Genomic DNA, 12,457 nt, shown 5'->3' on the forward strand with positions numbered 1-12,457 from the left:
GAAATATCACATGTGAGTTGCAACGATACACATTATATCCGGAACACGCGAGTTCCAGACATACGTGTACGAATCATTCCAATCTACGTTGTCGATCAGGCGACTCGCGTCTACCCAGTGATTAGACACGAAGGCGAAACGCCAGTCAGAAGGATGGTAGGGTGGTCATCGTTCGACCTGTTCTCGTAGAATCGAGTGGCGGGTACATAACATTTGTGCCGACAGTATCGGAGATCAGGGAATTCGAACGGAGTGAGCGAGAGTTCCGATACCTTCGATTTCGATTTCCACCTCGTCGCCATCGGACAGCCGACCAACGCCTGCAGGTGTTCCGGTAGCGATGATATCTCCCGGTTGGAGCGTCATGAAACTCGTGAGCTCCTCGATGAGATCACCGATCGGAACGGTCAGTCGGTCGATCGACGAATCTTGTTTCAGTTCACCATTGATGCGGAGGCGAAGGGATGCATCGCTTGGAACGTTTTCAGGACGGGAAATGACGGGACCGATGGGAGCAGCACCATCGAACGCCGTCGCACGGACCCAGTCCTGCTCTGCGCAGTCATCGTGGTTCGAGATGTCGTTGAGACAGGTGTAGCCCGAAACGACACTCATCGCGTCTGTCGCTGCAACATTGTTACAACGATCCGATATGACGACGCCGAACGCCGCTTCGCAGTTGAATCGATGATCTCCCTCCGGTAGCGTGATCGTCTCTCTGTGTGCAGCGACAGTGGACGGTGGTTTGATAAAAAACGATGGGCGGTTGGGAGTCGATGTGTTCCGTTCGGTAACGTGATCCTCGTAGCTTGATCCGATACAAATGATCTTGCTCGGATCGCACGGCGGAAGAACATCGACAGTATCAGGCGAAAACGTCTCATTTCCGAACGCGACGCGACCACCATAGTGTTCGCGGACGGTTATCTCCTCACCGGGCCTCCCAGTCCACTCGCCCCGGCGAACATTCCCCGCCGGGTCACGAAATCGAACGGTTCGCATACGGTGTCGCTCGCGCTCGATCCGAATAAATCTGACCGAACCGTCCCCTCGTAATCCGAGTAATCGGACATATGAACGAAAATATATGCACACTGATTCGTTCAAAATCCCCATCTGATTGTTCGTGGGCTCACTTAGAGACCCCAGAACATGGCGATACCGACCACAGTCACAACCGAAAGCAGCAGTTGCAGCGGTGCACCAACCCGGAAATAGTCGGTGAATCGATATCCACCGGGACCGTAGACGAACAGATTCGTTTGATAACCCACCGGAGTCATGAACGCTGTGCTCGCTGCAAACGTCACGCCAATGACGAACGCAAACGCGTTCACGTCGAGTTGTTCGGCTGCTTGTATCGCAACCGGAATCATCAACACGACGCTCGCGTTGTTGCTGATCACGTTCGTGAGGAGTGCCGTTGCCAGATAGAACACCCAAAGCACTGCAAGCGCAGGCAGCACTGTTGCGCTTGCGGCGACGAGTTGCCCGAGAAGTTCTGCCGCGCCGGTCTCTTCGAGCGCGACACCCAGTGGAATCACACCCGCCAGTAGGAAGATCACGTTCCAATCGACCGAATCGTACAGTTCGGCCGGTTTGAGCACGCCGGTGAGCACCATTGCGACCACCCCACCAAGAGCGCTTACCACGATCGGAAGAATGCCGGCTGCTGGGAGCAACACAACACCACCCAAAATCAAGAGCGCAACGGGTATTTTTTCGGTCCGGTACTCCGGTTGGTCGGGTTCGTGCGCGACGATGAAATCACGACTGCGCGAAAGGCGGTCGATGCTGTCTGCCGGAGCTTGAACGAGGAGCGTATCTCCAACGCGGAGGGCTCGATCGTCCATTCGAGGCTGGATGAGCTGTTCGCGGCTGCGGAACGCGAGCACGTTTGCGTTGTACTGTCCACGGAATGCTACGCTCTCAAGTGTCTCACCGATGAGCGAGGATCCAGACGGGATAATGACTTCGACGAGTGTCTGATGACCATCCTCGACTTCGAGTTCGGCATCAGAGGTTGGCGATCCAGCAATGGTGAGACCGTCCCTGAAGATGAGTTGCTGGAGGGTGTTTCGATCCGTTCGGAGCGTGAGGACATCGTCTGCTCGAATCGATTTCTGGGCCAACGGTTCCACGAACGTCTCTCCCGCTCGATCGAGTTGGAGTACGTCCATTGACCCGGCGATCATGTCGCCTGCTTCGGCGACAGTCGAGCCGACAAAGGGTGAGTTTTCCAGAACGATGGCCTCCGTCAGATACGCTTCGAGTTCGTACTCTTCGATCAGATCATCGCGTGGTTCAATCCGTTCGGGCAGGAGTCGGTTCCCGATCGTGAGCAAGTACGCCGTTCCAACGAAGAGGATGATGATCCCGAGTTCTGTGAACTCGAACATCGAGATTGACCGACCGAGTAGCCGGTCAGAAACGTCGCTCGCGAGAATGTTTGTCGATGTCCCAATAACGGTCAGCATTCCCCCGAACATCGACGCGAACGAGAGGGGCATCAACAGTTTCGATGGCGAAGAGTTGCCCTGATGAGCGAGATCTGAGACGACGGGGACAAGAATCGCCACAACGGGAGTGTTGTTGATGAATCCCGAGGCCGGACCTGCGATTCCGATGGTGGCAAAGAGCTGTTTGAACGGATCATCGCCCGCAAAGGCAGCCATCTTCCGACCCAGCCACTGAACGAGACCAGTCTGGCTGATCCCAGCACTCAAGATAAGCATCGCGAGGACCGTAATCGTCGCCGGACTGGAGAATCCAGAGAGACCCTCTGCCGGTGAGATCTGCGTCCACGGACTGAGTACCATCAGCAACACCATAAGTAAGATAGCAGTCACGTCGACCGGAACTGGTTCGGTCACGAACAGCACAAGCGCGAGAGCAACGAGACCGAAGACGACGGCCATATCCACGGTTACATCGAAACCAGCGATGGGAAAGAGCACAGAGAACGCATGGAGAGACATATGTGGGCGTCGGTTGTGAATTGTAAAAAATCGTCGATAAATCATCCCTGCTTTTCCGCAGTACGGCTGACGATCGATCATCCATGATCGATCCATTGTCGATTGAATTTCGCGACGCTAGTTCAGGAACAGCTCTGTTCACATTTAAGTAATTGACGCGAGATTGTCGGCGTACTATGGAACTGACTTGGCACGGCCATTCAACATGGTACGTTGAGGTCGGTGAAACGACGCTCCTCATCGATCCGTTCTTCGACAATCCACACACGAGTACAGCGCCGGGGAAGATCAACACGCCCGACTACGTTCTTCTGACGCACGGTCACGCGGATCACATCGCTCACGTTGGTGAGTTTACTGATGCGACCATCGTCGGAACACCCGAGCTCACTGGATTCGTTGCGGACGAACATGGGGCGAGCGATACCATCGGGATGAATCTTGGAGGGACGATCGAGTGTGGTGACGCCTACGTGACAATGCACCGGGCAGATCACACCAATGGCGCGATGACCAACTACGAGCACGACGTGGGAATCCCGAGCGGATACATCATCAGCACCGCAGAGCCATCACGAGCCTCCGAACCAGACACAACGACGTTCTATCATTCTGGGGACACCAGCCTGATGTCCGAAATGCGCGACGTGATCGGTCCGTACCTCCAACCGGACGCCGCCGCACTGCCCGTCGGCGATCACTTCACGATGGGACCGTGGCAAGCCGCCATTGCCGTCGAGTGGCTCGGTGTGGACTACGCGCTCCCGATGCACTACGATACGTTCCCACCGATCGAAATCGACATGGAAGAGTTCAAGCGTGAGGTCGAGTCGACCGGTAGCAACGCTGATGTCGTCGTTCTCGATGGTGACGAGACGTTCACCCTCGACTGAGGCGTATCAGAACACGACAGAATCAATCGAAACGCGCGCCTATGTCGTGTGAATTACATCCGTTTGGAGATGGTCGTTGGAGGTACGACCACCTTTTTAGTCTCGCCAGACCTCTTCAAACGTGCAATGGGAACCATCGAATCGACAACCACGTCCGAAACGGGCTACACGTCCGTTAGCCGTGTTGGAGACTACGAACTCACGGTCGATGCGGCCAACGAAGAGGGTCCGACACCGAACGAAGTCCTCGTTGCTGACTATGTGTCTTGTTTCATCCCGGCGTTCCGAGTCGGTGGGGATAAAGTCGGGTTCGACGACCTCGGCACGATTCAGGTAGAGGCGGAAGCTGACACCAACGAACGGGACAACCTCGAAGCAATCCGCTTTAGCATCGCTGTTGAAACCGACCTCTCGAACGAGGAGTTCGATGCCATCGTCGAGCGCGCAGAAAACATCTGTCACGTTCACGATGCACTCCGCGAGGAACTACACGCCGAAATCGAGATGGACGAAACTGCACTCTGAACCGGACACTTTCGCTCTACTCGGTGACTCCCGAAGCCCATGGCTTCGAGCGAGAATGAGCACGCTTCGAATAGTCAATTAATCATAGTGTATTTGATTGTTCTACGAAGCAACGGAGTACGCTTCAGTATCACGTTCTGTATCTGTAAACAAGAGGTTAGTATCGATTTTTATTTGTGTTTTTGAGTCGGGAATCTAAAACTAGTATCCTCGCCGTGTTTTGTGGCACTGGACGTGTAACGAGAACGCTCATACGCCCGCACTTCGAACGTCACAGTATGGCACAGGACTGGACCGACCGCATCGTTGGCGCACGGATGTCGGTCGACAGTGAGTTCGAGGATCGACTGCAGCAGTCCGAATTTTCGAGACAAGAGTGGGGGCTGGTGATGACCGCCGTCGAATTCGACATCGAACACCCGAACGATCCCGACCGGGCCCGTATCGTCGCCGATACCGATAACCTCGGTGCGATCATGCCCGAACTGGATCGAATTTCGGAGATGACACCGATGGGAGCAACCAAAGACAGTGGTTCCAGCGGAGGTATCTTCGATTCCGTCAAGAACGCTCTCGGATTCGGTGGTGATGGGAACGCTGTCGATGAAGAAAAACGAAGGCGGGCAGCACAACTGGCCAACGAGTACGCCAGTGATCTCCAACAGCATCTCGAACATCGTGGAAAGTGGGACGAAATCCGGACGATTGCGAGCGACAACGAAGCGACAGAATCATAGCAGTGCTTGAGTCTCTAAATCGAGTTGCACTTCGAGGGCCTACTTGATTTCCGGCAGTGCTCGACCACCGGGATTGAGCGAACCAAAGTTCCGGAGTACACGATGAGGAACAGAGACGGTACGCAGTTGGTTGCAAAGCACCGCTGAATCCTCGCGGATTATTGTTTGAGACGCTTTGAGTTCTACACGGTATGGCGGCACAGGCGTCGGGTAGCTCGTCGAGAGGGGTGCGACGATCGTTGTGGAAATCGCACGGTTTGCGGCATCGTTTTGAACGACCACACACGGCCGCGTCCCGTACTGCTTTGATCCGTCGTCTTCACCCCCGGTCGCATTGTTCTGCCCATGCTAATGTACATATGTCACTATGTTGTACAATAAAATTGCCGGGGGAGGGGCCGGGAGCGCCCGATCCTCAGAGTCGGTCTGTGATCGCGCTGCTCACGTCTTCTGTGGAGGCGTTGCCACCGAGATCTGGAGTGTGTGGTCCTTTTTCCAGCGTTTTCTCGACAGCTGTCCGGACGCGGCTCCCGGCGTCGTCGTAGCCGAGATGGTCGAGGAGGAGCGCTGCGCTCAAGATGGCCGCAGCGGGATTGGCGATTCCGTCGCCAGCGATGTCTGGTGCTGTTCCGTGGACCGGTTCGAACAGCGCGTTGTCGTGTCCGATGTTCGCGCTCGGAAGCAATCCGAGTCCGCCAACGAGACCGGCAGCGAGATCCGACAGCATATCGCCAGCGAGATTCGGACAGATGACGACGTCGTACTCATCAGGATGCATCACGAGATGCATTGCAAGCGCGTCCATCAGCGCTGTATCGTACTCGACGCCGCGTTCTTCAGCCACGTCGGCAACTCCTTCGAGGAACTGTCCATCGGTCGTTCGCATGACGTTTGCTTTGTGGGCGACCGTCACGCGATCTCCGCGCTCGTCAGCGTACTCGAATCCAAATTGTGCGATCTGGCGGGATGCATCCTCAGTAACGACGCGCGTGAGCGTCGTCACGCCCGCCGAGAGTTCGCTTTCGATTCCCGTATACACTCCTTCCGTATTTTCGCGGATGAACACGAGATCGGTCTCGGGTTTGAGCGCATCGACGCCGGGATACGCGCGAGCGGGCCGGACGTTGGCGAACGATCCAACGGCCGAGCGGAGGGGAAGGATGACGTCCGCTGCCGTCTCGCCGGCAGCGCCGAACAGCGTTGCATCGGCGTTCGTGACGAGAGAGACGGTTTCATCAGGAAGTGCCTCACCGGTCTCTGCGAGCGTGCCATCGCCAGCCTCGCCCGTCACGAACGAAAGACCGAGATCGAGTGTATCGAGGACGCGTACCGCTGCGGGAACGACTTCGCGTCCGATACCGTCCCCTGGGATGATAGCGATTTCCTCAGTCATCGGTAGCGATATAGGGGAGGTCAGTTGCTGTCGATTCGATTTCCGATCTGTTCATCCGCATCAGCGTCGTCGTATCCCAGATACCCTCTACGAGTGCCGATCGCTGCGCATCATCGACGCGTCCGTCGACAGTCTCTCCTCCGTATGTGATCGTCTCGTCCGTCACGTCGATGGATATGTCAGCGTCTGGGTTCGATTCGACGAAGTTCTGTAATTCTACGATGGTCTCCTCGCTTGCGGTGACGGTTGGAATTCCGAGCGCGAGACAGTTGCCCGCGAATATCTCTGCAAAACTCTCTCCAACGACGGCGTCGATACCCCAGCGCATGAGCGCCTGTGGGGCGTGCTCACGAGAGGAACCACACCCGAAGTTGGCGTTTACTACCAGTACGTTGGCACCCTGAAACCGCTCTTCGTTGAACGGGTGCTCTTTCAGATCGTCATCACCGACAGGCGCAGCGTCTCCCTCAGAGGAACTGTCAAACCGCTGGTCGAAGAAGGCGTACTCACCGAGACCATCGAAGGTGACGACCTTCATGAAGCGTGCTGGAATGATCTGGTCCGTGTCAACGTCGTTTCCACGGACGGGAATGCCCGTTCCGGAAACGTATTCGACCGACGGGACAGACCCCGAACTGGATTCATCAGTCATGCGACAGTCACCTCCGGGAGCGTGCGAACGTCGGTCACTTCGCCCGTGACCGCGGCAGCAGCAACCATCGCGGGACTCATCAGAACAGTCCGTCCGTCTTTGCTCCCTTGTCGGCCGACGAAATTACGATTGGACGAACTCGCGCTCGCCTCGTCGCCTTCGAGTTGATCGTCGTTCATACCAAGACACATCGAACAGCCCGCGCCGCGCCATTCGAAGCCGGCAGCGGTGAAGACGTCGTCCAATCCCTCGGCTTCGGCAGCAGCCTTGACGCGCTGACTCCCTGGTACCACCAGCGCTCGCACGTCCGGATGGACTTCGTGTCCCTCGACGACACCGGCCGCTTCGCGGAGATCAGACAGTCGGGCGTTTGTACACGATCCAAGGAATGCGACATCGATTTCGTAGCCTTCCATCGTGTCTCCCGGTTCGACGCGCATGTGTTCCTGTGAGCGCCGGGCCGTCTCTTGTTTATCCGCCGGGAGCGTTGCGGGATCGGGGACTGGCTCCGTGATGCCGACGCCCTGTCCGGGCGTCGTTCCCCACGTGACGACCGGTTCGATCTCCGATCCATCGATCTCAACGACGTCGTCGTATTCGGCGTCAGCGTCGCTACTGATGGATTCCCAATACTCTTTCAACTCCTCGAAGCGCTCGGGATCGTCGGCAAACTCGTCGGTGTCCCGAAGCCACTCGTACGTTGTCTCGTCGGGATTGACGTAGCCCGCGCGGGCACCACCCTCAATAGACATGTTGCAGATGCTCATTCGCCCCTGCATACCGAGCGACTCGATTGCTTCACCGGCGTATTCGTAGACGTAGCCGACACCACCGTCGGTTCCTAACTCACGGATGATTGTGAGGATGACATCCTTGGCAGTGACGTGCTCGCCCAGTTGGCCAGTGACGCGGATCTGTCGAACCTTCTTTTTGTTCATCGCAATCGTCTGTGTGGCGAGCACGTCTCGGATCTGGCTGGTACCGATACCGAATGCCAGCGCTCCGAATGCTCCGTGCGTCGACGTGTGACTATCGCCGCAGACGATCGTCATTCCAGGCTGGGAGAGCCCTTGTTCGGGACCGATGACGTGAACAATTCCCTGATCACCGGTCTTTGGGTGGTCGAACGTGATATCCGACTGGTTGACGTTCTCCTCCAGTTCGCTCATCATCTCCTCGGCCGCATCATCACCCAACGGCCGAGACTGATCTGTCGTCGGAACGATGTGATCAACGGTTGCGTGTGTGAGGTCAGGACGGGCGACCTCCAGCTCACGCTCACGGAGCATCCCGAACGCCTGCGGACTGGTCACCTCGTGGATGAGGTGGAGACCGACGAACAGCTGATCCTGACCGTTCGGGAGTTCGGTGACCTTGTGGTGCTCCCACACCTTATCGTACAGCGTTCCTCGGCTCATACGCTCTCATTCCGTCCTTCGGTCCCGCGCTCGTATACGCGGTTGACACCCTCTCCGAACGGGGGAGTGTGATCAACATCGGCCAACTGAGGACCGCGCAGTTGGCTGGCTTCGTTGCTGTTTTCGCTTGCACTCCCCGTTTGGTCTTCTCGACGAGTTTCCTCTCCTCCGTCGGCAGCAACAACTGGTCCACGATGATAGACCATTGCGTCACCGAACGACTCATCGGTGTATGGGTTTGTGTGATCGATTCCCTCTAACGTCGATCGTGTCTCGTCTGTCATCGTCTTTAGTCCGCTCTCATCCGCTCTTGTTCCTGTTCTTCGTCTTCTGATTCGGCTTCTTCTTCACTCCACGCGAAGAGTTCGCGCAGCTCGGCTCCGACTGACTCGATATCGTGGTTCATTTCGGCCTGTCGTCGCTGGGTGTAGCTCGGTCTTCCTGCGCGGTTTTCCATGACCCATTCACGCGCGAATTCGCCGTTCTGAACCGCTTCAAGGGTCTCTTCCATGCGATCGCGGGCGTGTTCGTCGACGATCTGATCACCGCGCGTCAGTCCGCCGTATTCGGCCGTATCAGAGACGGAGTTCCACATTTCGGCCAGTCCACCCTCGTACATCAGATCAACAATCAGCTTCAGCTCGTTCATGCACTCGAAGTAGGCCATTTCGGGGCTGTAGCCCGCATCAACGAGCGTTTCGTATCCGTGTTTGACGAGACTCGTGACGCCGCCACAGAGGACAGCTTGCTCACCAAACAGATCGGTTTCTGTTTCCTCGCGGAACGTGGTTTCGACGACTCCGGCACGCGCACAGCCCAGCGCCTGCGCGTACGCGAGTGCCTCCGCTTTCGCGGTCCCAGTTGCATCCTGGTAGATCGCAAGGAGACCGGGCGTTCCCTCACCGGCTTCGTAGTTCCGCCGAACGAGATGGCCGGGGCTTTTCGGCGCGATCATCGTTACGTCGACATCCGACGGCGGCTCAATCTGCCCGTAGTGGATGTTGAATCCGTGGGCAAACTGGAGCGTATCGCCCGCTTCCAGCCCATCACGAATCTGCTCGTACACCGCCGGTTGGACAGTGTCTGGGACGAGTACCGACACGATGTCGGCCTCAGCGGCAGCCTCAGCAGGCGTTGCAACCGCCAGCCCCGCATCTTCTGCGGCATCCCACGAAGAAGAATCTTCTCGGAGACCGACGACGACGTTGATACCGCTGTCGTCTAAGTTCTGTGCGTGGGCATGACCCTGACTACCGTAGCCGAGTACGGCTACGGTCTTGTTCTCGATCGCTTTCCTGTCTGCGTCTTCGTCGTAGTATATCGTTGCGCGTTCTTCTGACATGATTATAAATTTGTTTTATTTTGTGTCTGTGTTTGGTTCTGTGTCGTTGCTCGAAGGTTCGGTACACGCGCGTTCGTAGCGTTCTTCTTCGGCGTGCGTGGTCCATTCTTCACCGCGCGCGAGTGCGGTCTGGCCCGTGCGTGCGAGTTCGCGGATCCCGAACTGTTGGAACGCATCGATTGCGTCGTTGATTTTCTGCTCGTCACCGGTGATTTCGACGGTAATGGTACGGGGTCCTGCATCGAGGGTCAGTCCATCGTACATCTGTGTGATAGCGTGGACCTTGTCCGGTTCATCGCCGTGAACTTTCAGGACGACCAATTCACGGCGAATAGCGTCATCACCGAGTTCGCGCACCGAAATGACCGGCATGAGTTTTTTGAGCTGCCGTTTGACTTGCCGGACACCCGGATCAGGTTCCTCGATAACGAGGGTTATGCGTGCACTCTCGGGGTTCGTCGTCGGTCCGACGGTGAGACTCTCAATGTTGAACTGCCGTCGGCTCACTAACCCCGACACCTTCGAGAGAACTCCCGGTTCGTGTTTGACGAGGGCAGAGATGACCGTTCGTTCTGGTTCGTGTCTGGCACCCGTCTGTGGATCGATACGGATACCGTGCTTTGAGCGCTGTCCATCGGGCATCTCCCGTGCTTCGGGACGGGGGCCGCTGAGTCCTTGACTCATAGTTGATCCTCCGAAAGCGCGAATTGAGCGTTGTTGCCGCCACTTGACACCATTGGGTAGACGTTCTCTGCGGGATCGACGTATGCATCTACGACGCTCGGACCATCGTACGCGCGGGCTGCCTGAAGCGTGTCCGCGGTGTCGTCGTAATCACGGAGCGTAAAGCCCTTCGCACCGAACGCCTCGGCCAACTTTGCGAAGTCGGGGATCCACGGATATTCGGACGCCATCCGGCGCTGCCCGAAGAAGGCATCCTGCCACTGGCGAACCATCCCGATCGCCTCGTTGTTGAGCACGATCACGGTGATATCGAGATTCTCGCGGACGGCCACGCTGAGTTCCTCGACAGTCATTAGGAACGAGCCATCGCCATCGAAACAGACGACCTCACGATCCGGAGCGGCAACCTTCGCCCCGAGCGCGGCGGGCAGTCCGTAGCCCATCGTTCCAAGCCCGTGTGAGGAGATCCACGTGTTCGGCTCGGTGAACGACCAATACTGCGCTGCCCACATCTGATGCTGGCCGACGCCTGTCGTGACGATGGCGTCATCGGGCGTGATTTCGTCCATCGCTTCGACGACGAACTGCGGCTTCAACGGCTCGTCATCGGGCGTGGCGTACGTCATCGGGTACTCCTCTTTCCACGTCACGCACTGTTCGCGCCACTCATTGGCATCGGGCGTACACGCCATCTCGGTGTGCATCTGCTCGATGACCCGCGCTGCGTCACCGATCAGTGGGTACTCGGCGTGAACGTTCTTCGAGATTTCCGCAGGGTCGATGTCGGCGTGAATGACCTCCGCATCGGGGGCGAACGTCTCGATACCACCGGTGAGACGGTCATCGAACCGGGTTCCGATCGCAAACAGACAATCACAGTGTGAGATAGCCATGTTCGCGTACCCTGTTCCGTGCATCCCGGCCCACTCCATCGATAGCTCGTGATCTTCGGGGAAACTCCCGATACCTGGCATCGTCGTGACGACCGGGATCTGATACTCGCGTGCGAAACGACGCAATGCCTCACTCGCGTCGCCTTTGATGACGCCGCCACCAGAGAGGATGAGCGGCTTCTCTGCGTCCGCGAGCACCCGTGCAGCCTCACGAACCGCTTTTTCGTCTGGCTCTTCGGTGATTTCGTGATACTCCGGCAGTGAGGCAGTGTCGGGGTCGGTGTCGGTGTCTCCGAGTGTGACATCCTTTGGAAGGTCAACGAGCGTTGGCCCGGGTCTTCCCTCACGGGCGAGCATGAACGCTTCACCGACCACGTCACCGACGGTGTCCGAATCGCCGGCGAAGTAGTTCGCCTTCGTGATCGGCCGAGTGACACCGACCGTATCCGTTTCCTGAAAGGCGTCGTTGCCAACGAGATTCGTTGGGACCTGCCCGGTCAGAGCGATGACCGGATCAGAGTCCATGTCGGCGTCAGCGATTCCGGTCGCGAGATTTGTCGCACCCGGACCAGACGTGGCCATACAAACGCCTGGAGTTCCAGTGACCTGCCCGTAGGCGTCAGCAGCGTGGGCTGCGCCCTGCTCGTGGGCCATCGTGACGTGGTTCAGATCGGAGCCCGTAGAGTACAATGCGTCGTAAACAGGCATAATCGCTCCACCCTGCACGCCGAAGAGATCCTCGACGCCAACGTTCCGTAATGCGGCCACGACCGATTCGGCTCCTGTCGTGACTACGGACTGGCGTTCGCTTGTACGCTCGTTTTCACTCTCGATTTCGGTTCCACTCTCGCTGGTGGCAGTATCTGTCGTGTGCTGTTCGTCTGTGTCGGGAACTGTTGTCGATGCGTGCTCGCTCATATATTACTCCCGACGCGATCGTGT

At 57.3% G+C, this 12,457-nt stretch carries 12 protein-coding genes and 1 pseudogene; 3 read left to right on the forward strand and 10 right to left on the reverse strand.

Features of this window, described 5'->3' with window-relative positions; genetic code table 11:
• Window positions 1-234 precede the first annotated feature (234 nt).
• Both MW898_RS11560 and MW898_RS11565 read right to left on the reverse strand, forming a co-directional pair.
• A complete protein-coding gene (locus tag MW898_RS11560; protein ID WP_248907356.1) occupies window positions 235-1,002 on the reverse strand; it encodes a fumarylacetoacetate hydrolase family protein in 768 nt (255 codons plus the stop codon).
• A gap of 134 nt (window positions 1,003-1,136) precedes the next feature.
• Complete coding sequence (locus tag MW898_RS11565) at window positions 1,137-2,978, reverse strand: SLC13 family permease (protein ID WP_368409071.1); 1,842 nt, start codon at window positions 2,976-2,978, stop codon at window positions 1,137-1,139.
• Between the two features lie 176 nt (window positions 2,979-3,154).
• Between MW898_RS11565 and MW898_RS11570 the strand changes: the two genes are divergently transcribed.
• The 3 genes from MW898_RS11570 (at window position 3,155) to MW898_RS11580 (ending at window position 5,133) form a co-directional block, all read left to right on the forward strand.
• Window positions 3,155-3,871, forward strand: a complete 717-nt coding sequence (locus MW898_RS11570; RefSeq protein WP_248907358.1) for a metal-dependent hydrolase — start codon at window positions 3,155-3,157, stop codon at window positions 3,869-3,871.
• Window positions 3,872-3,997: 126 nt separating this feature from the next.
• Complete coding sequence (locus tag MW898_RS11575; protein ID WP_248909760.1) at window positions 3,998-4,396, forward strand: OsmC family protein; 399 nt, start codon at window positions 3,998-4,000, stop codon at window positions 4,394-4,396.
• A gap of 278 nt (window positions 4,397-4,674) precedes the next feature.
• On the forward strand, window positions 4,675-5,133 hold the full coding sequence (locus MW898_RS11580) for a DUF5799 family protein (RefSeq protein WP_248907360.1): 459 nt from the start codon (window positions 4,675-4,677) through the stop codon (window positions 5,131-5,133).
• A 39-nt stretch (window positions 5,134-5,172) separates the two neighbouring features.
• Here MW898_RS11580 and MW898_RS11585 read toward each other — a convergent pair.
• The 8 genes and pseudogenes from MW898_RS11585 to ilvB all read right to left on the reverse strand — a co-directional run.
• Window positions 5,173-5,439, reverse strand: a pseudogene (locus MW898_RS11585) (type II toxin-antitoxin system PemK/MazF family toxin); the annotation flags it as partial.
• A 109-nt stretch (window positions 5,440-5,548) separates the two neighbouring features.
• The gene (locus tag MW898_RS11590; protein WP_248907364.1) at window positions 5,549-6,526 is read right to left on the reverse strand and encodes an isocitrate/isopropylmalate family dehydrogenase; all 978 of its coding nucleotides are present in this window, start codon (window positions 6,524-6,526) and stop codon (window positions 5,549-5,551) included.
• Window positions 6,519-7,178, reverse strand: a complete 660-nt coding sequence (gene leuD, locus MW898_RS11595) for a 3-isopropylmalate dehydratase small subunit (protein WP_248907366.1) — start codon at window positions 7,176-7,178, stop codon at window positions 6,519-6,521. Before leuD ends, MW898_RS11590 begins: the two co-directional genes overlap by 8 nt.
• Window positions 7,175-8,596 (reverse strand): 3-isopropylmalate dehydratase large subunit, encoded by a 1,422-nt coding sequence (gene leuC, locus MW898_RS11600; RefSeq protein ID WP_248907368.1) that lies wholly within the window; start codon window positions 8,594-8,596, stop codon window positions 7,175-7,177. The genes leuD and leuC overlap by 4 nt, the downstream gene beginning before the upstream one ends.
• Window positions 8,593-8,880 carry a DUF7989 family protein gene (locus tag MW898_RS11605; protein ID WP_248907370.1) on the reverse strand — a complete coding sequence of 96 codons (288 nt, stop codon included), beginning with the start codon at window positions 8,878-8,880 and terminating at the stop codon, window positions 8,593-8,595. The genes leuC and MW898_RS11605 overlap by 4 nt, the downstream gene beginning before the upstream one ends.
• Window positions 8,881-8,885: 5 nt before the next feature.
• Complete coding sequence (ilvC, locus tag MW898_RS11610) at window positions 8,886-9,938, reverse strand: ketol-acid reductoisomerase (RefSeq protein ID WP_248907372.1); 1,053 nt, start codon at window positions 9,936-9,938, stop codon at window positions 8,886-8,888.
• A gap of 15 nt (window positions 9,939-9,953) precedes the next feature.
• Complete coding sequence (gene ilvN / locus MW898_RS11615) at window positions 9,954-10,622, reverse strand: acetolactate synthase small subunit (RefSeq protein ID WP_248907374.1); 669 nt, start codon at window positions 10,620-10,622, stop codon at window positions 9,954-9,956.
• On the reverse strand, window positions 10,619-12,433 hold the full coding sequence (gene ilvB, locus MW898_RS11620) for a biosynthetic-type acetolactate synthase large subunit (RefSeq protein ID WP_248907376.1): 1,815 nt from the start codon (window positions 12,431-12,433) through the stop codon (window positions 10,619-10,621). The genes ilvN and ilvB overlap by 4 nt, the downstream gene beginning before the upstream one ends.
• Window positions 12,434-12,457 lie beyond the last annotated feature (24 nt).

The organism is Halocatena marina (genome assembly GCF_023276375.1).
In the GTDB taxonomy this organism is placed as follows: domain Archaea; phylum Halobacteriota; class Halobacteria; order Halobacteriales; family Haloarculaceae; genus Halocatena; species Halocatena marina.

Excerpts from the sequence above, each read along its gene's own strand:
- MW898_RS11605 (WP_248907370.1), bottom strand. The coding sequence starts at position 8,880 with ATGACAGACGAGACACGATCGACGTTAGAGGGAATCGATCACACAAAC.
- MW898_RS11560 (WP_248907356.1), bottom strand. The coding sequence starts at position 1,002 with ATGCGAACCGTTCGATTTCGTGACCCGGCGGGGAATGTTCGCCGGGGC.
- MW898_RS11580 (WP_248907360.1), top strand. The coding sequence starts at position 4,675 with ATGGCACAGGACTGGACCGACCGCATCGTTGGCGCACGGATGTCGGTC.
- MW898_RS11590 (WP_248907364.1), bottom strand. The coding sequence starts at position 6,526 with ATGACTGAGGAAATCGCTATCATCCCAGGGGACGGTATCGGACGCGAA.
- MW898_RS11570 (WP_248907358.1), top strand. The coding sequence starts at position 3,155 with ATGGAACTGACTTGGCACGGCCATTCAACATGGTACGTTGAGGTCGGT.
- ilvC (WP_248907372.1), bottom strand. The coding sequence starts at position 9,938 with ATGTCAGAAGAACGCGCAACGATATACTACGACGAAGACGCAGACAGG.
- MW898_RS11575 (WP_248909760.1), top strand. The coding sequence starts at position 3,998 with ATGGGAACCATCGAATCGACAACCACGTCCGAAACGGGCTACACGTCC.
- ilvB (WP_248907376.1), bottom strand. The coding sequence starts at position 12,433 with ATGAGCGAGCACGCATCGACAACAGTTCCCGACACAGACGAACAGCAC.
- leuC (WP_248907368.1), bottom strand. The coding sequence starts at position 8,596 with ATGAGCCGAGGAACGCTGTACGATAAGGTGTGGGAGCACCACAAGGTC.
- ilvN (WP_248907374.1), bottom strand. The coding sequence starts at position 10,622 with ATGAGTCAAGGACTCAGCGGCCCCCGTCCCGAAGCACGGGAGATGCCC.
- leuD (WP_248907366.1), bottom strand. The coding sequence starts at position 7,178 with ATGACTGATGAATCCAGTTCGGGGTCTGTCCCGTCGGTCGAATACGTT.
- MW898_RS11565 (WP_368409071.1), bottom strand. The coding sequence starts at position 2,978 with ATGTCTCTCCATGCGTTCTCTGTGCTCTTTCCCATCGCTGGTTTCGAT.